This is a genomic window from Clostridium boliviensis, assembly GCF_033342255.1.
In the GTDB taxonomy this organism is placed as follows: domain Bacteria; phylum Bacillota; class Clostridia; order Lachnospirales; family Lachnospiraceae; genus Lacrimispora; species Lacrimispora boliviensis.
On sequence record NZ_JAWONS010000011.1, the window covers coordinates 67,881 to 88,762 of the forward strand.

Below are 20,882 nucleotides of genomic sequence, written 5' to 3' on the forward strand. Positions count from 1 at the left end.
CGGGAAAGGAGTTTTATAGATGAATAATGTATTTCTGAGCGTATTACTGATCATATCTTCTGCACTGATCGGTAATTTTGTTATTTATGGTCTGGCCAGAAAAAAAACTCCCGGTGTTTACTATTTTTGCCTTTTAATGACGGCTATGATTTTTCATTCCGTAGGATATGCATTTGAACTGCTGTCGGATACTGTGAATACCATGTATTTCTGGATTAGGGTTGAGTATATTGGAGCGTCGTTTTATCCATTTCTCATTATGATGTTTACCAGGGAATATGCAGAAGAAAAAAGCTTTGCAAACAGATTTGTGGTGACGCTTGTATTCTTGGTGGATGTCATCACGCTGGTGCTTGTATACACGAATAACTATCATTTCCTTTATTACTCTTCGATGGGCGTGGATTATTCGCCTGGATTTCCCGTACTGGCATCACATAGGGGAGTCTGGTATCAGATTCATATGTTAGTTCTCAGCTTTTCTATCTTATACAGTCTGGCAATTCTGATAATAAAATTGAAAAGTTCCAGCGGCAGTTACAGACATAAGCTGGTACTTGTTCTAATTGGTGTAACTGCACCTGTAGCAACAATGTTAATTTATCTATTAGGTCTTGGACCTGTTTACCTGGATTTGACCCCGTTCTCTTATTTCATCATGAGCATTTCCATTACTATAGGCCTTTTCAGATATGACATACTGGTTCTGAATCCCATCACGTATGAAATGATATTTCAAAGCATCAATGAAGCAGTTCTTGTAATTGACAGCAATGAATTGCTGATTGGATTTAATAATGTGTCTAAAGATTTTTTCCCCTCACTTGTGAACTTGAAAATCGGACAGCCGTTTTCTCTTATTGAAGAATTAAAAGATCATAATCTGGACCGGCCTGATCCGGTGCATGATATTTGCGGAAGAAAATACAGCTTTAAAGCAATTAGAATGAAATCCCACAGAGTCCATATTTATGTAGCAAGTGATATTACTGAATCGGAAAATGCAAAACAGCAGCTGGAGATTCTGGCTACCACAGATTCCCTGACCGGACTTTATAACCGTAGATTTTTCATGGAACAGGTGAAGAGTTTTGGGTTGTATGGTGTGTTTGTGATTATGGATCTGGATCATTTTAAAAGAATCAATGATACCTTCGGTCACTTTGAAGGAGACCGGGTTTTGAGAGATTTCGGCAAATTAATTCAGGAAACATTTCCGGATCATATATCATGCCGTTATGGTGGGGAAGAATTCGCAGTCTTTCTCTCTGAGACTGGCTTAGGAGAGGCTTATAAAAGAGTGGAATCTTTAAGGGATAAAAACAGCAATGGGATGAAGCCGGGCCGGGTGACGTTTTCAGCTGGATTAGCAGAATTTGAGGATGGATCAGGGACGGTTTCAGAGGCACTGATACGGGCGGATCAAAAGCTTTATGAAGCAAAGGAAAAAGGGCGCGATACCATTTGCTTCTGAAAACCCTTCAGACAGGAGAAAGGAACAGAATGGAAGAATTAGAGAGAGCAATTTTATGCAGAAAGCAGGGTAATTTAAAAGAATCAAATGAAATGGAGGAGCCAGATGAAAATTGGGATATTTGCGGATATTCACAGTAATTATCATGGATTTCGAGCCTGTTATGATGAGGCGGTAAAAAGAGGAGTAAACCAGTTCTTGTTTCTGGGAGATTATGTTAGTGACTGTGCATATCCTGAGAAAACAATGGAACTATTGTACCATATCAGAGACCGATATCCCTGCAAATTCATTCGCGGGAACCGGGAAGATTATCTTTTAAATCACCAGAAAGGGGCAGAAGATGGATGGACCACACCTTCCTCTGCTACAGGAGGTCTTCTATATACCTATGAACATCTGACAAAAGAGGATCTGGAGTTTTTTGACAGCATGGGAATATCAGGCAGAATGCAGATGGAGGGTTATCCTGAATTTCAATTTTGCCATGGAACAATGGACAATACAAAAGGTGTGTTTCATCTGGGAAGTGAAAGTGAAAAGGAAGTTCTTGAAAAACTGGATACAGACCTTATCATCTGTGGTCATACCCACAGGCAGGGGATATATGAATACAAAGGTAAAACTCATGTCAATGCAGGATCGGTTGGTGTTCCCTGGGATTATAACGGAGACGCACAGTTTTGCATTCTTCAAGTGAAGAATGGACAGTGGACGGCAGAGCTGATTCAGTTGGATTACGATAAATCGTTGGCAGTAAAAGAGTTGTATGACAGCCATTTGAATGAAAAAGCCAGGATCTGGACTAAGCTGGTAGAGAAAACTCTGCTTACGGGAAGGGATTATTCAAGAGTCTGTCTGACAGCCGCATTGGAAAAGTGGGAGAGAAGTGGTGGAAAAGGGACATGGTACATACTTCCTGAACAGTACTGGGAAGAGGCAGCAGATGAAATGGGTTTATAAATGCATATAAAATATAAAAGATATCTTCGGCGGCACAATAGCAGTTGGAGATATCTTTTATCTTTTATTAAATGTTAGGAGTTGAAAAAAGGTACAGAAGTATCCAGGATATGGGCATCATCAGATCTGGTAAAATGGTCCATGTATTGTGAGGAGCGTAGTTCTTTTTTTTAACAACTTCCCAGATGTGGTTGATCCCGGCTAATAAATACAAAGGAGATGCCATCACTATGGCAGCCAGCCAGAATTCCCCATGATAAAAAATACAAAGAAGTCCGGCTAAAGCAAATCCTGCTTCTGCAAACCCCAGTTCCTTCTGGAAAGGACTGCCCTTTTTCCAGCCAATTGATTCAGCCACCATATCAGACCGGAATACATGACCGATAAAGCTGACAGTACCGGAAAGTGTAAGCGTGATTGTCAGCTGGTAAAACAGCAGATTCTGACAGAATGAGGGAAATGTTCTGACGGCTGGGTTTATAACCGCTGTAACAGTTCCGACTAATAGTCCAAGAATCCAGATAACTAAGAAAATCATATCATTACCTCCTGTTAATAATTGAGCATTTACTCAAATTATACTCTCCGACTCAAGAAAGTCAATAAGAAATTGAATAATTGCTCAGTATTTATTGACAAATGGATCCCGGTTCTATATATTCAAAAAAGGGAGGAGATATTATGGAATCAAATAAAGAAACGCGGCAGCCCAAGCAAACGCGCAGCAAAAAGACGAAAGAAAAAATAAGAAATGTGGCTTATCAGCTTTTTTGTGAGAAAGGTTATTTTAAAACCACAACCAATGAAATCGCCAGAGTGGCGGAAGTCTCTATTGGAAGCCTTTATTTCTATTATCGGGATAAAGATATGATTTTAGTAGAAATACTGGATCGTTACAATGAAGCATTCCTGAAAGTACATGAATCGATGAACCTTGAGCTAGAATCATACCGGGTAAATCCCAGGCTCTGGCTTACGAAATTTATGGAAGAAATGATAAAAAGTCATAGAGATTCCAAAGAATTTAACAAGGAATTAAAGATACTCAGCTATTCCATGCCGGAGGTAAATGCAGTGATGGAAAAGCAGCAGGAAACAATCCGGCATATGACACTGGACTATTTAAAAGCCTTTCATGATATGCTGAGAGTGAAAGATTTGGAGGCGGCCGCCATCGTAGCAGATAATCTAATCAGCTCGCTGGTTGATCAGATCGTTTTTCAGGATAATCCCGTTGATGATTCAAGAATTATCAGTGAAGGTGTTGATGCTGTTTATCAGTATTTAATAGGGAAAGACAGTATGTGAAAAGGGCGCTCCATAAGGAACGCCCGTCTGATTAAATAGAAGCTGGATTTTGCAGGAATTCATCCAGCAGAAGTTTTTCCACACCTGCCAGCACGGCAATACCGATTCCATGAGGATCGTTATAGCGCCAGCCAAGCTGACGGTAATACGATCTGCTATAAGAGCAGTCAGACCCACGGCATACGCCGTATAAGTCCCCTTTCCGGTTAATCACTGTTTTCTTCATACCAGTCCAGGCCCTGGTTATGGAAGTCATACATCGGATGCGAAGATCTTCGGTAATGATGCCCAGCCTGATTCCCCGGGAAAAAGCGCAGATGAACATGGAGGTGGAAGAAGCCTCTTCATAGGTGGAGGGATCATCAAGAATCTGATGCCACATTCCTGCTTCATCCTGTACCTGTAATATGCCTTTGGTCATTTCAAGGAAAAAGGAAGTGACAGCATCGTAATCCTCATGTTCCCTTGGCAGAATAAGAAGGAGTTCAGAGAGGGCCAGAACCACCCAGCCGTTTCCTCTGCTCCAGGGGATCCGGTTCATCTTTCCATAAGTCAGATCAATGATATGGGACATCAGATTTTTATCTGCCATAAAAAAGTATTGTCTGAAAAGCTTTGCCTGGCGGCATGCATCATCTAAATATGCACGGTCTTTGCTGAGCATATAATACCGGCATAAAAACGGTATGCTCATATACATATCATCGATCCACATGGTATTGTTGTTTCTGGAAAATACCATGTCTTTTTCTCTTCTCTGATGGTTTCTCATAAAATCAGCAATCACATCAGCAAGTTTTTTTGCCTCACCGGACGGGCGGTATTTGTATGCTTCCAGCAGGAAAGATCCAAAAGAGCCGCAGTCGTCCAGTTCACTTAACCAGCAAAGCTGGGTATTAACTCCAGGATAGCCGAAAACAGACTTGTCGTAGACGGAATAATCATAGGCAGCAGCGGTCATACGGGCATATTCCAGAACGTATTCCTGCCAGTCAGCTCGGTTAAAACAGCGGCTGGCAGTTAACAGACCATATAGAGTAACGCCACAGGGATAAGACCATTTTCCGTATAATTGTTCTTCTGCGAACATTCTCACAAACGAATCCGGCAGATCTGACTTCCAAAAGCACGTACCATCTATGCCTTCATAAACCTTCTCCATAGACAAAAGATCGGAGACTGGCGGGAGGTCATCTCCAAACATGCCGGTATAAATCCATTGGCCTTCGTATCCTTTTACTCCTGAATATAATGACAGCGCATTGCCGCCTGTCTCCAGCAGGACAGTCAGCCCGGTCTCTTCTCCCGTACACTTCTGACACAAGATAAGAATGGTGTGAGTGCCGCCAGTAAGCTTCATTTCTGATTCCCAGGTACCGCCACGCCATTCCCCTTTTAAAACTCCGTCTATATAAAGGGATGCCTGTGTATCACAGTGAATCACTCCATGTATGGTTTTTGTTTCATCAAGGTAAACGTGGCTTTTCAGAGCAGCTGTTCCATGACTGGAGGTCCCAAAGACACGGGTAATGGGGCAGCAGGACTGTGGCTGTTCATATTCTTCGCTGGGAAACCAGGTCATGCCGTCATAGCAGCCGGAAAGAATGGAGTTTTGACGTTCCAGGCTCCACTGGTCCGGTTCACTGTAAACAAAGCCTGCCTGTCCGTTCCTGGCAGGTATGGGAGAGAGAAAATGAGACGGTTCCCATTGAGGCTTCGCATTCCGGAGTTTCAGACCAAAGCCGATCTCTGTCTTTTCCGTCATCAGGACAAAATGGTTAAGACCTGGTAACAGGGTGATGGTGAAAAACGCAGAGGTTTTATAACTCTCATCTCCAGGCTGGGACCGGAACACCTCTTCTCCATTAACGTAACATACAACTGGTCCCTGACAGCGGACCTCAAAGTGTGATGGTGTCTGCTCATGGCTGTAAAGGTTACCTGCCCCATAACAGATTTTCCCTATTTGCGCCTGTGGAAAGCGGCTGCCAAAATCGAATAAATACCAGCCCTCTGTATCACATAGAATTCCGGAAGTAAAATCCAGCCTGTACTGATAAGGCACCTGGGGATTTTCTCCGATAAAACGGTTGGCAAGCAGTGCGACTACTTCTCTGTCTCTGTCACCATAAACAGCGTAAGCACTGTCTTCCTGATTAAAATATTTCATAACGGGTCTCCTTAAGTATAAGTTTGAGAGTGATAGGAGCCGAAATGGAAAAGATTATTGTAAAATGAGACAAAAAACCTCCTCCATTTATGATATAATTGTAGCGAATGTATAGTTTTTAGTCAAGAAGATAAAACCACTTCCCCTCAGCTCCGTAAAATGATAGTATAAACATACCAATGTACTATGAATGTACACGAAACTGCCAGAAAATTCATTTTTGCAGGTAAGGGGAAACATGCTAGAATAAACACATGAGGCACGGACACGTAGCCGTTTCAGGAGAAGGAGCAGATGCATATGAGAGAACTGATCGATAAATTATATAAAAATCATGACCTTGAAAAGGAAGAGTTTATATATCTAATAGAAAATTTTGATAAAGATACCAGTGAATATCTTTTTTCCCTGGCCCAGACTACCAGTCAGGAGCATTTTCAAAAGGAAGTTTTTATCAGAGGATTGATTGAATTTACCAATTACTGCAAGAATGACTGCTTTTACTGCGGAATTAGAAGAAGCAATAAAAATGTCAGCCGTTACCGTTTAAGCAAAGAGGAGATTCTTTCCTGCTGTCAGAACGGTTATGAGCTGGGATTTCGGACCTTCGTCCTTCAGGGCGGGGAAGATGCGGCATTTACAGATGAAATCATGATTGATATTATTAAAGAAATACGAGAGGGCTACCCAGACTGTGCCATCACCCTTTCCATCGGAGAAAAAAGCTATGAGCAGTATCTGGCATATTATGAGGCTGGTGCCAACCGTTTCCTTCTGCGCCATGAAACTGCCAATGAAGAGCATTATAAAAAGCTTCATCCGGAATCTCTTTCCCTTGCGAACCGTAAGGAATGCTTATGGAATTTAAAAAAGATCGGATATCAGGTGGGAACCGGCTTCATGGTAGGATCTCCTTACCAGACCCCTGAATGTCTGGCAGAGGATCTTAAGTTTATTAAAGAGCTGTCTCCGCAGATGGTGGGAATCGGACCTTTTATACCCCATAAGGAGACTCCATTTAAGGATTTCCCGGCGGGCAGCATGGATCTAACCCTGTTTCTGATCGGAATGCTCAGACTCATGCTTCCCAATGCCTTAATACCAGCTACCACTGCGCTGGGAACCATTGATCCAAAAGGAAGAGAGAAAGGGATTTTATCCGGTTCCAATGTTTTAATGCCCAATTTATCGCCCATCGGTGTAAGAAAGAAATATGAACTTTATGACAATAAAATCTGTACAGGAGAAGAGGCTGCGGAGTGTAATGTGTGCCTGAGAAACCGGGTTTCTTCTATCGGTTACAACGTGGTAGAAAAGAGAGGCGATTTTGTAGAGATTTAACAAACTTTTTCCCACAAACGTTTATTTTCTGGACTTATATCACCATAGTCTTCCGGTGTTTTGATACATTGACATCTGTTGGTATGATATATTCGGAAAATAGCCTTATATATGGCCTGAAAAGAGAAAATAGTCAAAAAATTAACAAATTAATGTTGTTGCTTAACAGGAATGAAATCTATATAATAGGTGTCGGTGTAATGACATACCTACTGGAATGAGGAGAGCAACGATGAAAAAAAAGCTATTTTGGATAGCAATCGGCCAGTTTATCTCTGCATGTGCATACTGCCAGATTTTAAACGCCAACAATTTAGTAGCCACCGGACTTGGAGGACTGGCAACAGTTTTTAACCGCCTGACCGGAGCTAATGTACAGCTGCTTTTAATTATCATGGCACTGCCTATATTTATCTGGGCATTTTTCAGCTACAGCAGAAAACAGATTTTTTATGCAGCATTCAGCTATTTTATGTTTACTTTTTATGTGGGAATCGTAAACCAGATTCTGCCGCAGCTTCATACAGATCCTATCGCAGCAGCCATCAGCGGCGGCGTTGTGGGAGGTATCGCCGGTGGTATAATTATGAAACAGAGGGTTGCCAACGGGCCGGAATCCATTGTGGCATTGTATCTGAAAGAAAAAAGGGGTTTGTCAATCGGATCCTACTATTTAATTCTTAACACGGTAGTAATCGGTTCCTCTATCATTTACGGAGATATTACGATGATCATTTATTCCCTGATCTGTACATTTGTTCAGAGCGTGGTTACTGATAAGCTGATCATTGGATTTGAGAAATATTATAATGTTAATATCATGTCAGATCAGTATTTAGAGATTACACAGTTTATCCGTAACGATTTAAACCGGGGAGCGACTTTTATACAGGGAATGGATACCACCAATGTTAAGAAGAAGATGCTGATTCAGGCAGTGGTAAATCAGCAGGAGTTAATTGCAATCAAAGAGTTTGTAAGGTCCTTTCATGATGACAGCTTTATCTGCGCAAATTTAAGCAACAACATCATAGGCAGGGGATTTGATATAGAATAATAGAAGTATGCAGGAGCAGCCGGCAATTACCAACAGGAAATTGCCGGCTGCTCCTTTTAACTGGGTAACACTTCAATCACATATGCATTGGTTTGGGGAGGAATGCTCGCAGTCTGGAAGCTGGCATGTTTAATTCGTACCATTTCTCCTGGCTCTAAATCAGCCTGGGTAATAGGGGCTCCATTCTGATCTAAGATCTTGGTAGCATTGGTAATGAGAAAACGCATCTGCCCCCTTTCATCATTGGGGTTGCCTGTATAAACAAAATGGTTATCTGGATCAATCCGGACAATGCGGTCTGTTGTTACGACATAGGAAGTGACTTCTAACATGGCTATGACCCGGTAGGCGTTTGACTGGGGAGGAATGCTTCTTGTCATTACAGCAGAAAAAGCCGCATTGACATAGGTTCCTTTTACTATACTGCATAAACTGATCGTTTCTCCGAATTGATCAATCAGAATGGTGTCCCAGCCAATATTTAACTGGACCAGTTCCATATTTACCATATCATTCTCGCCGGCTACGGCATAAGAAATAATTAAGTATCCCGTTCTGCTGTTGGAAGTATACATCTCCTCCACAAGGGCATTTTTCACTTCTATCATACTTCCGTTTACTGTAATCGTTTCTCTTGTGTCCCCGCTTTCTGCCATCATTTAGTCGATCTCCCTTGATAAAAAGATTCTATTTCATTATATGCATGGTAAGGAAATTATTACATATCTTAGCTCTATTATGTATGAACCTCCAAAGAGCAGATTTTACCACTTTGAAAATGGAAAAAAGATTCATTCAGTTAAATGGTGATATATGATATCATGTAAATGTGCATAAAAATATAAACGCAATTACAATTAAAAGATGAAAAACGCACAAAATATTGCCGACAGTGATTGACAGGGGTGAAAAAATGGACAGGCGAATGAAACGGATCTTGGAGATTTTATCAGACAGAGATTACTGTACAGCAGAATTGCTTGCGCAAGAGATTCATACAGGGACGAAAACAGTCCGTAATCTTTTAAAAGAGATTAATCAGGAGATCGAGCCTTATGGCGCTGGTATACTCTCAAAATACGGAGTGGGTTATTTCCTGAATATACAGGATCATGAAAGATATGAAACTTATTGCCGTAAAAGCCGTGCCTGTGGTTTTGAAGAATACTTACCTTCTACCTCAGAAGAGCGGGTCCAATATTTACTTGAGTACTTAATCAATCGGGGAACTTATGTAAAGCTGGAGGAATTAAGCGAAAGCCTGTTTATTTCCAAGCGAACATTGACGGAAGATCTTAAAGAAGTAGAGCAGTTCCTGAAAAAATTTAATATCCGTATTATACGTAAGCCCAACTATGGAATTCGTCTGGAAGGAAAAGAATTTGATACCAGGCTGTGTATTGCATCATTTTCCGGAAAGAGGCTTCACAAGGGAAATGAGAGCATGGATGAAATTGCTGCCATTGTATCCCTGGTTCTAAAAGAAAATGATTTTTTGATTACTGGTGCGGCATATCAGAATCTGGTTGTTCATCTTTATATTGCCATCAGCAGGATTATGGAATGCCACTACGTTCCTATGCCGGAAGGGCTTCTTGATAATCCCAAAGAGCGGTATGAATATCACATAGCAGAAACGATAGCAGCAAAGCTGGAAGAACGGTTTCACTTAAGTTTTCCTGAAAATGAGATCCTCTACATTGCCATTCATCTGGCTGGGAAAAAGATGTTTTTGCAGGAAGCAGGTTCAGGAGAAAATGTAATTATTACCCAGGAGATCAGTGATCTTGTAACTGCTATGCTGGAACGGGTATATGATCTGTTTAAATTTGATTTTCGAAGTGATTTAGAACTGAGAATGATCTTAAGCCAGCATCTGGTGCCGTTAAGTGTCAGGATCCGGTTTGACATGGATATGAAAAATCCCATGCTGCGTGATGTAAAGGAAAAATTCTGTCTGTCCTATACCATGGCTTGTAATGCTGTCACTGTGCTTAACGAACATTTTAAGGTCTCCTTATCTGAGGATGAGGTGGCTTACTTTGCTTTCGCCTTTGCACTGGCCCTTGAACGGAAGAAAACAGAAATTAAGAAGAAAAATATTATTCTGGTCTGTTCCTCCGGGAGGGGAAGTGCCCAGCTTTTGCAGTACAAATACAAGAATTCCTTTAAGGATTATATCGATGATATCATTGCCTGCGACGTTGGAAGCTTATATAAAATGGATTTTTCCAGATATGACTATATCTTTACCACGGTACCCATCACCCTGTCTGTTCCGCTTCCCATTCTGGAAGTAGAATATTTTCTCGGTGATGAGGATATTGTAAATGTTAAGAAAGTACTTTGTGCTCAGAAATCGTTTTCTGTACGGAATTATTATAAACGTGCGCTGTTTCTGCCCCACTTAAACTTCCGGACAAAAACTGATGTGCTTCGCTTTATGTGTCAGTTTGTCATTGAAAAGAAGAATCTGCCAGAGGAATTCTATGAATCGGTGCTCAGGCGGGAACGGGTGGCAAAAACAGCCTTTGGCAATCAGGTGGCAATGCCTCATGCCTATAAAGCCATGAGCAGTGAGACCTTTGTCTGCGTGGGAATTCTTGATGAGCCAGTGGAGTGGGGAGATCAGAAAATCCGGGCTGTTTTCCTGGTGTGTATTGCGGACAAGGACCATACCAGCGCAGAGCTGCAGCATTTTTATCAGCTGACTGCATCTTTTCTGTTAAGTCAGAAGCAGATTCAGGAATTGGTGAAAAAACAGGATTATGATGCTTTTATTAAGGCTATGACACAGATGGAAGAAACTCATCCGATGTAATTTTATAGAAAAATTGGTGTGAAATAAAGGCGTTTACAGTTGGAATATTTACTTTGTCATCTTTTCATATTCGATTGCCCATTTTTACAGAGATTTCAATACTGGTAAAAATTTCACCCAACCAAAGATGCGGGAATAATCTAATGGCAGATCCAGGAGTTAACTAAAAAGCAGGATTACGATTCGTTTCTTAAGTCGATGACTCAGATAGAAGAGACGAATGCTATGTAAGCTAGACATTAAAGTAATGTATAATTTTATAGTAATAGACCCTCTAAGGTCTGGATAAATCAGTCTTAGAGGGCCTGTTTTCTGTAACTTAGTATATTGAATTTTATTAAGTTCTTTTTTTATTTAAATCGGAGATATGATAGAGGGAGTTATCCGCCAAATATGTCTATAAATTGCTTTTCTATTTGCAGTATCTCCGCCATCAGCAATGTCGACTGGATTTGCTCTGGATTTTATTTCATTAACTTTGCTAATATCTACGCCTAGCGCAATAATAGTACTTGATGCGTAATATGCACACGCGTGAGCAAAAATCTCTTGTGCAATTCCAAGAATTGACATTCTAGTTACCTGTTTGGTTGCAATTAACTGGGTAGCTTTAACCTCACAAGCAGATTTCGCTAAATATAACGGACTCATTTCAATATGGGCCACTCCACAAATTCTTTTTTCTTGCTCTTCATTTGTTAAAAACTCGGTTCCATTAGGAAATATAAAATTATTCATGTCATCTTCCTCCTCTTATTTTTACTAAGTTACATTAATAAAAAAGGAAGAATATATGAAAATGTAAACCTTTATTTTAAAATTAGAATTAGTTCTCCAGTAAAATTTATATTAAACTCATCAAAAGTTTTTTTCATTAAACCATTTGATGGATCTGCATAATTTATATAATTCTCTTCAATTTTATAAACTATTATGTAATGATATAGATCAATATTTCCTAATTTAATGCATGCAATTGCTGGAAGTGTTATACTACTAGCAGATATCTTGCTTTTAGGTAGTTTTACTGCTTCAGTTTTAAAACCTAATCTATTTAATACATTTCTAATATCTTTTATATTAATTCCGTTAGGTGAAAACTGCACATATTTTAAATCTTTTTCTTCATTAAAATCGGTTAAATAATATTTACATATCATTTTTATGCAAGCAATTCCGCAATCATTATTTTTTTGTTGTCTAACTAAGGTAAATTGATTTTTCATATTATTTTTCTACCTCTAGCCATTTTCCATATGTTCCATGTTTATCTCCATTTAATTGAGGAAACAAATAAATTGATAGTCCTTCTTTAGAATTGTCAATTATATCATCTGGATTAACATAATTATTTGGTAAAAAATTATTGTCAAAAATAATTTTATCTTTATAAATAAATTGTAAAAAAATATATATAATACTTAAATTACTTTCATCCAAGAGTGCATATTCATAGCAATGGTTATTATTATAAATTGCTACCACGGCAGGAAGTTTAAAATTCTCATTATCTTCCCATGTTTTCTGTTCTATTCCCTGATACTTTTCATTAATTGATTTTAGCCGTTGTATTTCAGATATATATTCACGTTCATTATAACTACATTTTAGATATATTTGGCAGGAATCGTCAAAAATAGGTGATGAATCATCATTGTAATAAAAATTTATATTCTGGGCTGATTTCAACAATTTTTCCGGAAAAATATCTAAATTACTGAATCCTCTAAAACCTCTAAAATCACCATAATCTTCAGTATTTGTAGTAACATTTATTTTGTGATGATCTTTATTAAAAGATATTATATTTAAATAAATTAATAATATCAACACTAGTATAATGCTAGCCGTAACTGCAAGCCTATATGTTATAATTTTACTTTTCATTTGATTTTCTCCTTAATGTTACTAGTTTATGCCTTTAGTTTTCTTATAATCATTATATTATACAGAAATAATAATTATTTTTATACAGTTAACTTTTCTTCAGTTTGTATAATATAATTATGTAGCTTGGTAATTCCCTTCATCTGATTTTTATATTTATATTATATAATATTTTATAAAAATATTATAAGATGTAATAATTACGAGGATATGTGTAACTTTTACTGTTAGAATTTCGTATATTAATTAGTGTATGTATAAAAGTTTCCCTACATTTTATTCTGTAAATGTGGTATTGTGGGATGGCGAAGGAGGACTTCCTACATTACGAATCTGGTCTGTTCAATTGCTATTAATGCCCGGGGGATATAATACCTCATCATCATTGGTGGCAAGAGCGGCTTAAATATCTTTAGTTGTTACTGCGTTGCGAGCCTTGTAATTGTCAAACGAGGATCATCAAAATAACTATCCCAACATTATTAATGACATTATCAATAGTAACATTATACTGTTGGTTTCTTCATATTTATGTTCCTAGTTAAAAAGATAAGATATTGTAATAAAATATAGATATATTAATACTGATATTAAATTAATTATTAAAAATATGTAAATATAAAACATGTCCTTTTTTTTCAATACATTACGTTGAGACCAATATGTAGTTAAGTATGATGCTACATTTCCAACTAGTAACATCATAAATAATTCATAGATAAAAAATGAACAAGCTATTATAGTCTTTTTTCCAATAACCATAAGCAGTAACGTTATGATACTTAATAAAATTACTATTATACTGATTATCCAATATCTTTTGTTTTTTTCATAGATATCCACTTCCTTTACAAAAAAAAATAAATAGCTAATATTTAATACCTTCTATTATACATTAGAATCACCTCTCTTTCATTTAATATTATATAACGTAAAATCTTAATTCTTTTTACATGTAATTATTACGAATATATATGTAACTTTTGATATTATAACGAGTACCTCCCGTAAATTATGATCAATTAATATAATCATAACCACCCTTTAACGGGTGGTTTGTCCTGAGGCTATAAGCCTCTGTTACCGGCCAGTGCCTAAAGACGAGTGGTTTATATTTCGCACGCTTCGCGTGCTCAACAGGGTCAAGACTCATAATTATAGGGTAGCTCAAAAAACAGAACTACCCCTTTATACCATTTATTCTTTTTAATTAAAGCTCTTCATCTGTATACAGACTGAGTCCATTTGTTTCAATGACTTTCTTATACCAGTAAAAAGACTTCTTCTTCAGCCGTTTATAAGTCCCCTTACCGTAATCATCGCAGTCCACATAGATATATCCGTAACGCTTTGACATCTGCTTGGTGGATTCCGAAACCAGATCGATACAGCCCCAGGAGGTATAGCCGAGACAATCCACTCCGTCCTCTTCCATTGCATCTAAAATAGCCTTCATATGTTCCTTTAAATAATCAATCCGGTACTGATCGTCAATGGTCCCGTCTTCTTCAACCACATCTGCAGCCCCAAGTCCGTTCTCTACAATAAACAGAGGCTTGCGGTAGCGGTCAAAGAGATCCACCATGGAAATACGAAGTCCGGTAGGATCAATCTGCCATCCCCAGTCGGAAGCCTTTAAGTAAGGATTTTTAACAGCAGTTATTGTATTGCCTGATGTCACGTTTAAATTAGAAGTATCCTCAGCTGCACAAGAGGAATTGTAGTAGGAGAAGGAAACAAAATCCACAGGATAGGATTTCATGATCTCATCATCTCCGGCCTCTTTTCGGATGGTAATACCATTGCTTTTAAACCGTGAAAGTAAGTAAGCTGGATATTCTCCAAACACCTGGGTATCACTGTAGCAATAAGTCCCCCGCATCATCTGCTGCGCTTTTAATACATCTTCCGGGTTACAGGTGTAGGGATAATAGGTCAGTTTTGTCAGCATACACCCAACCAAAGAGCCGGGAATCATCTCATGGCAGATCCTGGTTGCATGGGCGGATGCCACAAACTGGTGGTGCATTGCCTGAAAGATCACCTCTTCAAAGTTCTGGCCTGGGAAGCGGTCCTCGATTAAACCACCTGTCGTATAGGGATGGCGGATCATAGAGTCCACTTCATTGAAGGTCAGCCAGTATTTTACCTTATCCTTATACCGGGTGCAGATTGTCTCCACATATCTGGTAAAAAAGCCAATGACCTCTCTGGAGTACCAGCCCTGATAGTTTAACACCAGATTTAAAGGGGGTTCATAATGAGACATGGTTACAAGAGGTTCAATTCCGTATTTTCTAAGCTCGTCAAATACATTGTCATAGAATTGAAGTCCTTCTTCATTGGGGGTTTCCTCATCTCCGTTTGGGAAGATGCGGGACCAGGCAATGGACAGGCGGTAGACCTTAAAGCCCATTTCTGCAAAAAGTCTGATATCTTCTTTGAAATGGTGATAAAAATCCGATCCATGGCGTTTGGGATAATATACCTCATCATCGGTAGCAAGAGCATCTTCAATATCTTTCGTCGTTACTGCGTTGTGAGCCTTATAATTGGTCACGTCTGTATCAAAATGTGCTCTGGCGCAGTCTGATACGGAAATTCCTTTTCCGCCTTCTTTCCATCCTCCCTCAACCTGGTTGGCAGCAGTTGCACCGCCCCAGAGAAAACCTTCCGGAAATGTCTGTTTGCGATTCATATGATTCCCTCCCTTTTCCTTAGCTGTTTTAAATATTCATACTATCATTATAACAGAGCGCAAAATCAATATCCAAGAACACTTTTTCCAAATTGGTGGTGGTGTCTGTTTCTTTTGGAGAGAAGAAGAAAATGCCATTATGAAAATGGAAAAATTGAACATGGAGTTTAAAAGATAGCTGTGATAATATGTCAATACGCATAACAAAACCGGGGAAATAACAAAAAAATCAGGGGAGATGCACAAAATCAGGGTATATGCGAAACGTTTTAATGTAAATACCGTTTTATACGGTGGAGATGGAGGGAAAGATGAAAGACAAATTAATGAACGGCATGCTGTCTGTAGCAGGGGCAATGCAGACGCAAAGACATCTGGCAGCAATTAAGAATGCATTTATGAGCCTTCTGCCAATTATCATTATCGGATCATTCTGTACACTGTTTTCCAATGTTATCTGCAACACCACACCAGGATATTTCAGTCTTGCAAACATTCCGGGTTTAAGCTTCCTTGGAAAATTGAATCCAATGTTTACAGCCGCTAACTACGGAACCATGAATTTTATTGCAATCGGGTGTGTAATCTTAATTGCCATGGAACTGGGGGAACACTACGGAATCACTGATAAGGCACTTCCAGTTGTGGCACTGGGGGCCTATATTTCACTTTGTGCCTTTACTGCAAGCGGAAAGGCAGCTGACGGAACAGAAGTGCTAGTTACCAATGTTCTTTCAAGAGTCTATACCAATGCACAGGGGTTGTTTGTAGGAATGTTCGCTTCCATAGCCTCTACGGAAATTTACTGCCGGCTGGTAAAGAGCGGGAAGCTGGAAATTCGTATGCCGGAAGGTGTTCCGTCAAACGTAGCCAGATCCTTTTCGATTCTGTTTCCTTCCCTGATTACCGTAGTCATTATTTCAGCGCTGGGAATGATATTTGAAATGGTCACAGGCGTGACACTGTTTAATGCAATAACTGCTTTTATTCAGAGACCGCTGTCCAAAATCTTAACCAGCTTCCCAGGATATCTTACTTTGGTTTTCATCACCACTGTTTTATGGTCGTTTGGTATTCACGGAACCCAGGTGACAAAGGCAGTATATGAGCCCATACTTCTGGCCGCCTTTGCAGAGAATGAGGCCGCATATGCAGCAGGAACAGCAATTCCCAATATTATCAGCACTCCGTTCATGTCCTGCTTTTCAACCGTTACCGGAGCAGGAATTACAGGAGGTCTGATCATTGCCATCATGCTGTTTTCCAAGCGTGCGGACTATAAGGCAATTGCAAAGCTGGCGCTTCCCTGTGCAGTTTTCAATATCAATGAACCGCTGGTTTTTGGTCTTCCCATTGTAATGAATCCGGTGCTTGCCATTCCGTTTATGATATCACCGGCTGTATCCGCTACCTTTGCATACGCCATGACAAAGATTGGTTTTTGCGGAAGAATGGTGGTAAATGCACCGTGGACCACACCTCCGGGGCTTATGGCATTTCTTTGCTCCGGCGGGAATATAGGGGCAGCAGTGACACAGATTATCTGTATTCTCCTTGCATTTGTTGTGTATATCCCCTTTGTCCTGATATCAAACAAACAGCAGGTTGTAACAGAAGAATAACAGTTTTAAACAGAATGAGGTAATTATGAGTTTGACAGAAAGAGGAGGAAATCTTAATATGAAGGAAAAGCATGAACTTCAGATGACAGACGTATTTTCAAAATCAAGAATTATTACTTATCTGTGGATTGTAATTTGTCCGCCTTATGGACTTTTCCGGGTATGGAGTCCTTCGTCTGAATTTCGCAGACCAGAAAAATGGGTATGGACCATGATCGCGATCTGCACCCTGGTTACATTTGTGAAACTCATAATTGCTGGTTAGGAGAGAGAGGCAGCTAAGTGATGGATATTGAAATGATTGTTATGAAACTTGTAGTAAACGGAGGGAATGCCAGAAGTACTGCAATTGAGGCCCTGCGTGCGGCGAAGGCCGGTGACTTTAAGAAGGCAGATGAACTCATGGAGGAGGCAGACACCATACTTAAGGAAGCTCACGAGATACAGACAGAGATGATCCAGAATGAATTAAACGGCAATAAAGTGGAGGTGGGACTTCTGATGGTTCATGCCCAGGATCATTTGATGAATGCCATGACGGTCATGGATTTAAGCAAAGAAATGATTGATATTTTAAGAAAATAAGTTAAAATATTCAAAGAAGGGAAGTTGTTAAAATGAGAAATATTGTTTTGTTTTGTGCCGCAGGCATGTCAACAAGCCTTTTAGTAAATAAGATGAAAGAAGCAGCTGCGAAAGAAAATTACGAATGCCAGATTAACGCTTATGCTTTGGCCAGTGCAAGAGAAAAAGGACCGGATGCGGATATCATTCTCCTGGGGCCTCAGGTTCGTTTTAGCAAAGCGAAAGTCGAAAAGGAATGCCCTGGAAAAATTGTAGAATGCATTGATATGCAGGCTTATGGAACCATGAATGGAACCAAGGTAATTGCACAGGTGAAAAAGGCACTTGGAGATTAATTTCAGACAACAGGGAAACATAAGCAGTAACAGGCAGCTGACAGAGGAGAAACATGGATCTGGCTTACATTACAGCAACGAAAATAATTGAAATGTTTATCATTCTGCTAATTGGTGCAGGCGCATACAAAGCGAGAATCGCCGATGAGGAGACAGGCAGCAGGCTGACCCGTGTTTTGCTTAATATTATTTCACCCTGTGTGATACTTTTGTCCTATCAGATTGATTATGATAAAGAGCGGCTGTATGGTCTTGCAGTCACAGCCATCTTGTCTTTTGCCAGCTTTTTGATTGCCATTGCAGTCTCTGGATTTGCAGTTCCAAAGGACGCAGGACCGGATATGGCTGTGGAACGAATGTCAATTGTTTATTCTAATTGCGGTTTTATTGGAATTCCTCTTATCGATGGTATTCTGGGAAGAGAAGGCGTATTTTATATGACGGCTTATCTGACTGTGTTTAATATATTTGTCTGGTCCCATGGAATCATGCTGATGAGCGGAAAATCAGAAAGCATGAAAAAGACGATAAGAAGCCTGATCAACCCTTCTAATGCTGCAATTATTTTGGGGATATTCCTGTTCTTAACTGGAATCCGGCTGCCTGAAATATTCACGGAACCGGTTGCATTAATCGCTGGAATGAATACTCCGGCGGCCATGCTGATTTCCGGTATTAATCTGGCTCAAAGTGACTTCCTTGGCGGATTAAAGAATAAACGGACCTATATAATAAGTATAGCCAAGCTGATCGTGGTTCCCGGCCTGACGTTACTCCTTTTACTGGCAGCAGGAGCGGAAAGAAGCATTTCCATAACTATTTTAACTGCGGCAGCCTGTCCAAGCGGAGCCATGGGTACTATGTTTGCGCTGCAGTATAAAAGGAACGGTCAGTACGCATCAAATCTTTTAACTATTACAACAGCGTTGTCTTTAATTACCATACCTGCAATTATGGCGGCAGCCGGCGGAATTTTATAATAAAGGAGATAAAATGATTATTGTTAATGCACCGTTGAAACAGGACCTGTTTCAAAAATATGCAGAGGATGACGGACTTGTTTTTATAAAAAAGTCAGGAATGAAGCTGTTTTTTAATAATCCGGAGGGAGATGATGAGAAAAAAGCAGAAGCATTAAAAAAGAAGCTGAAAGGAGAGAGGGAACTGGCAGCAATCTATTTTTCCGTTCAGGCTCAGCAGGCTTAGTATAAGAACCGTACTTCATTTATGCCGGGACTCCGGAATAAATGAAGTGCGTTTTTTTTATTGGTATGCTATACTGTTTTTTGTTTCATACGGAGAATTGCATTACGTTCACTGTATGGAAAATCAGGAATATTCTAGGATGAACAGGTGAATCTATGATGTTGTAAATGGAAAAGACAGGAGGCGGTTTCCAACATGATACCGGATAATATCCGTAATATAGAAATAGAAAAGCAGTATCAGATTATAGATTATGACTGGTTGAAGCTGCACTATAAGACCACTGTGGGTATTGTTGCTTTTTCTCTGGTAATGGAATGTCTCATGAGTCTGTTTTTTGCCCAGTCAGGTCTGATTCATACAACGATGGAACGCTACATCTTAAAATACATCATAGTACCCTCCGGAATTAATATTACTTGTGTTCTGGCAGAAACCCTGATTATGAAATCAAAAGCATTTACCCAGAAGCAGAAAATCTATTGTGTATCCCTGTTACTGGTATTAATAACATTTGTCCTGTTTACGGTTCATAGCGCATTTACAGCAACCTATTATATATTTCCGGGAGCAATTATGATGACGATTCTGTATGCAGATTACAGGCTTACAGGGATTACAGCCTCACTCTGTATCTGGTCAGCTGCATTTTCCGAAATACTGATTAAATGGGACTCGGATAAGATCACAATTTTTGAAAGCAGCATGAGAATGGGAAATTTTCTGATATCCATGATAATACTGATTGCATTTTCCGCTGCAAGCATGGTAGTAATCCGGTTTGAACAGAAAAAGAATCTGGCCAGCATAAGAACAGATCTTGAGAGGCACCAGTTAAAACAGAGTATTCAGATAGATGAGCTGACCAGAATATATAACCGCAAGGCCCTTGATGAAGCCATGGCTGACATGGAGGTTCAAAACCCCTTAGAAGATCATATTCTGGCTGTCGTGGATATTGATAATTTTAAAAATATCAATGACCGGTTCGGACATTATATGGGTGACAGATGCTTAATTGAGTTTGCCAGAGTGTTAATGGAGAAATCCTATAACTATACACCATATCGTTACGGCGGTGATGAATTCTGTCTTCTGTTTCACAATACAACCATGGAAGAAGCTGTCCTGATGTGTGAGGAGATCAGACAACTGACCGAAAAGATTCGGATAGAGGAAGAAAAAGAAATCCGCTTTACTGCCAGTTTTGGATTGTCTGCTTATTCCAGCCAGCTTAATGCAGCCAGGCTTTTTGTTCTGTCTGATTATGCGTTATATGATGCTAAGAAAGACCGCAATTCTGTAAGAGTATATGAAAAAGGGATGAAGATCGCAGAGTGACTGCGGGAGTAGTCCCCTTTGATTTTTGACTTGACGTTACATAATGTATAATGTTACAATTTGTGTAATGAATA

At 39.5% G+C, this 20,882-nt stretch carries 20 protein-coding genes; 13 read left to right on the forward strand and 7 right to left on the reverse strand.

The annotated features are described in order from the left end of the window. Window positions 1-19: 19 nt before the first annotated feature. Window positions 20-1,474, forward strand: coding sequence for a histidine kinase N-terminal 7TM domain-containing diguanylate cyclase (locus RZO55_RS00730; RefSeq protein WP_318062386.1), 1,455 nt, complete (start codon window positions 20-22; stop codon window positions 1,472-1,474). A 105-nt stretch (window positions 1,475-1,579) separates the two neighbouring features. Continuing rightward, window positions 1,580-2,437: a metallophosphoesterase family protein gene (locus RZO55_RS00735; RefSeq protein WP_318062387.1), complete on the forward strand. Its 858-nt coding sequence runs from the start codon at window positions 1,580-1,582 to the stop codon at window positions 2,435-2,437. A 67-nt stretch (window positions 2,438-2,504) separates the two neighbouring features. On the opposite strand, the gene RZO55_RS00740 is transcribed toward RZO55_RS00735, so the two are convergent. Further along, window positions 2,505-2,975: a DUF6790 family protein gene (locus RZO55_RS00740; RefSeq protein WP_318062388.1), complete on the reverse strand. Its 471-nt coding sequence runs from the start codon at window positions 2,973-2,975 to the stop codon at window positions 2,505-2,507. A gap of 143 nt (window positions 2,976-3,118) precedes the next feature. Between RZO55_RS00740 and RZO55_RS00745 the strand changes: the two genes are divergently transcribed. Next, window positions 3,119-3,745, forward strand: coding sequence for a TetR/AcrR family transcriptional regulator (locus RZO55_RS00745; protein ID WP_318062389.1), 627 nt, complete (start codon window positions 3,119-3,121; stop codon window positions 3,743-3,745). 31 nt (window positions 3,746-3,776) lie between these two features. Here RZO55_RS00745 and RZO55_RS00750 read toward each other — a convergent pair whose 3' ends face one another. Next, window positions 3,777-5,915, reverse strand: a complete 2,139-nt coding sequence (locus RZO55_RS00750) for a glycoside hydrolase family 88/105 protein (RefSeq protein WP_318062390.1) — start codon at window positions 5,913-5,915, stop codon at window positions 3,777-3,779. 300 nt (window positions 5,916-6,215) lie between these two features. On the opposite strand from RZO55_RS00750, the gene hydE reads away from it, so the two are divergent. Both hydE and RZO55_RS00760 read left to right on the forward strand, forming a co-directional pair. Beyond that, the gene (gene hydE, locus RZO55_RS00755) at window positions 6,216-7,256 is read left to right on the forward strand and encodes a [FeFe] hydrogenase H-cluster radical SAM maturase HydE (protein ID WP_318062391.1); all 1,041 of its coding nucleotides are present in this window, start codon (window positions 6,216-6,218) and stop codon (window positions 7,254-7,256) included. Between the two features lie 232 nt (window positions 7,257-7,488). Continuing rightward, on the forward strand, window positions 7,489-8,313 hold the full coding sequence (locus tag RZO55_RS00760) for a YitT family protein (protein WP_318062392.1): 825 nt from the start codon (window positions 7,489-7,491) through the stop codon (window positions 8,311-8,313). A 56-nt stretch (window positions 8,314-8,369) separates the two neighbouring features. Here the strand turns inward: RZO55_RS00760 and RZO55_RS00765 are convergent, their stop codons facing one another. After that, complete coding sequence (locus tag RZO55_RS00765; RefSeq protein WP_318062393.1) at window positions 8,370-8,972, reverse strand: hypothetical protein; 603 nt, start codon at window positions 8,970-8,972, stop codon at window positions 8,370-8,372. A 266-nt stretch (window positions 8,973-9,238) separates the two neighbouring features. On the opposite strand from RZO55_RS00765, the gene RZO55_RS00770 reads away from it, so the two are divergent. Further along, on the forward strand, window positions 9,239-11,134 hold the full coding sequence (locus RZO55_RS00770) for a BglG family transcription antiterminator (RefSeq protein ID WP_318062394.1): 1,896 nt from the start codon (window positions 9,239-9,241) through the stop codon (window positions 11,132-11,134). 354 nt (window positions 11,135-11,488) lie between these two features. On the opposite strand, the gene RZO55_RS00775 is transcribed toward RZO55_RS00770, so the two are convergent. The 4 genes from RZO55_RS00775 to RZO55_RS00790 form a co-directional block, all read right to left on the reverse strand. Further along, window positions 11,489-11,872: a hypothetical protein gene (locus RZO55_RS00775; protein ID WP_318062395.1), complete on the reverse strand. Its 384-nt coding sequence runs from the start codon at window positions 11,870-11,872 to the stop codon at window positions 11,489-11,491. Between the two features lie 71 nt (window positions 11,873-11,943). Next, window positions 11,944-12,360: a cysteine peptidase family C39 domain-containing protein gene (locus tag RZO55_RS00780; protein ID WP_318062396.1), complete on the reverse strand. Its 417-nt coding sequence runs from the start codon at window positions 12,358-12,360 to the stop codon at window positions 11,944-11,946. Between the two features lies 1 nt (window position 12,361). After that, a complete protein-coding gene (locus RZO55_RS00785; protein WP_318062397.1) occupies window positions 12,362-13,021 on the reverse strand; it encodes a hypothetical protein in 660 nt (219 codons plus the stop codon). Between the two features lie 1,210 nt (window positions 13,022-14,231). Next, window positions 14,232-15,719 (reverse strand): family 1 glycosylhydrolase, encoded by a 1,488-nt coding sequence (locus RZO55_RS00790; protein WP_318062398.1) that lies wholly within the window; start codon window positions 15,717-15,719, stop codon window positions 14,232-14,234. Window positions 15,720-16,030: 311 nt separating this feature from the next. Between RZO55_RS00790 and RZO55_RS00795 the strand changes: the two genes are divergently transcribed. The 7 genes from RZO55_RS00795 (at window position 16,031) to RZO55_RS00825 (ending at window position 20,808) form a co-directional block, all read left to right on the forward strand. Then, window positions 16,031-17,341: a PTS sugar transporter subunit IIC gene (locus RZO55_RS00795; protein ID WP_318062399.1), complete on the forward strand. Its 1,311-nt coding sequence runs from the start codon at window positions 16,031-16,033 to the stop codon at window positions 17,339-17,341. 58 nt (window positions 17,342-17,399) lie between these two features. After that, window positions 17,400-17,606, forward strand: coding sequence for a hypothetical protein (locus RZO55_RS00800; protein WP_318062400.1), 207 nt, complete (start codon window positions 17,400-17,402; stop codon window positions 17,604-17,606). A 26-nt stretch (window positions 17,607-17,632) separates the two neighbouring features. Continuing rightward, window positions 17,633-17,926 (forward strand): PTS sugar transporter subunit IIA, encoded by a 294-nt coding sequence (locus RZO55_RS00805; RefSeq protein ID WP_336624235.1) that lies wholly within the window; start codon window positions 17,633-17,635, stop codon window positions 17,924-17,926. A gap of 32 nt (window positions 17,927-17,958) precedes the next feature. Continuing rightward, complete coding sequence (locus RZO55_RS00810; protein WP_318062401.1) at window positions 17,959-18,261, forward strand: PTS sugar transporter subunit IIB; 303 nt, start codon at window positions 17,959-17,961, stop codon at window positions 18,259-18,261. A 53-nt stretch (window positions 18,262-18,314) separates the two neighbouring features. Further along, window positions 18,315-19,241 carry an AEC family transporter gene (locus RZO55_RS00815; protein ID WP_318062402.1) on the forward strand — a complete coding sequence of 309 codons (927 nt, stop codon included), beginning with the start codon at window positions 18,315-18,317 and terminating at the stop codon, window positions 19,239-19,241. 13 nt (window positions 19,242-19,254) lie between these two features. After that, the gene (locus tag RZO55_RS00820; protein ID WP_318062403.1) at window positions 19,255-19,467 is read left to right on the forward strand and encodes a hypothetical protein; all 213 of its coding nucleotides are present in this window, start codon (window positions 19,255-19,257) and stop codon (window positions 19,465-19,467) included. A 195-nt stretch (window positions 19,468-19,662) separates the two neighbouring features. Continuing rightward, complete coding sequence (locus RZO55_RS00825) at window positions 19,663-20,808, forward strand: GGDEF domain-containing protein (protein ID WP_318062404.1); 1,146 nt, start codon at window positions 19,663-19,665, stop codon at window positions 20,806-20,808. The last annotated feature ends 74 nt before the right edge of the window (window positions 20,809-20,882 follow it).

Coding starts and splice junctions, on each gene's coding strand:
- RZO55_RS00815 (WP_318062402.1), top strand. CDS start 18,315: ATGGATCTGGCTTACATTACAGCAACGAAAATAATTGAAATGTTTATC.
- RZO55_RS00785 (WP_318062397.1), bottom strand. CDS start 13,021: ATGAAAAGTAAAATTATAACATATAGGCTTGCAGTTACGGCTAGCATT.
- RZO55_RS00795 (WP_318062399.1), top strand. CDS start 16,031: ATGAAAGACAAATTAATGAACGGCATGCTGTCTGTAGCAGGGGCAATG.
- RZO55_RS00770 (WP_318062394.1), top strand. CDS start 9,239: ATGAAACGGATCTTGGAGATTTTATCAGACAGAGATTACTGTACAGCA.
- hydE (WP_318062391.1), top strand. CDS start 6,216: ATGAGAGAACTGATCGATAAATTATATAAAAATCATGACCTTGAAAAG.
- RZO55_RS00760 (WP_318062392.1), top strand. CDS start 7,489: ATGAAAAAAAAGCTATTTTGGATAGCAATCGGCCAGTTTATCTCTGCA.
- RZO55_RS00820 (WP_318062403.1), top strand. CDS start 19,255: ATGATTATTGTTAATGCACCGTTGAAACAGGACCTGTTTCAAAAATAT.
- RZO55_RS00775 (WP_318062395.1), bottom strand. CDS start 11,872: ATGAATAATTTTATATTTCCTAATGGAACCGAGTTTTTAACAAATGAA.
- RZO55_RS00780 (WP_318062396.1), bottom strand. CDS start 12,360: ATGAAAAATCAATTTACCTTAGTTAGACAACAAAAAAATAATGATTGC.
- RZO55_RS00790 (WP_318062398.1), bottom strand. CDS start 15,719: ATGAATCGCAAACAGACATTTCCGGAAGGTTTTCTCTGGGGCGGTGCA.
- RZO55_RS00745 (WP_318062389.1), top strand. CDS start 3,119: ATGGAATCAAATAAAGAAACGCGGCAGCCCAAGCAAACGCGCAGCAAA.
- RZO55_RS00740 (WP_318062388.1), bottom strand. CDS start 2,975: ATGATTTTCTTAGTTATCTGGATTCTTGGACTATTAGTCGGAACTGTT.
- RZO55_RS00730 (WP_318062386.1), top strand. CDS start 20: ATGAATAATGTATTTCTGAGCGTATTACTGATCATATCTTCTGCACTG.
- RZO55_RS00735 (WP_318062387.1), top strand. CDS start 1,580: ATGAAAATTGGGATATTTGCGGATATTCACAGTAATTATCATGGATTT.
- RZO55_RS00800 (WP_318062400.1), top strand. CDS start 17,400: ATGAAGGAAAAGCATGAACTTCAGATGACAGACGTATTTTCAAAATCA.
- RZO55_RS00750 (WP_318062390.1), bottom strand. CDS start 5,915: ATGAAATATTTTAATCAGGAAGACAGTGCTTACGCTGTTTATGGTGAC.
- RZO55_RS00765 (WP_318062393.1), bottom strand. CDS start 8,972: ATGATGGCAGAAAGCGGGGACACAAGAGAAACGATTACAGTAAACGGA.
- RZO55_RS00810 (WP_318062401.1), top strand. CDS start 17,959: ATGAGAAATATTGTTTTGTTTTGTGCCGCAGGCATGTCAACAAGCCTT.
- RZO55_RS00825 (WP_318062404.1), top strand. CDS start 19,663: ATGATACCGGATAATATCCGTAATATAGAAATAGAAAAGCAGTATCAG.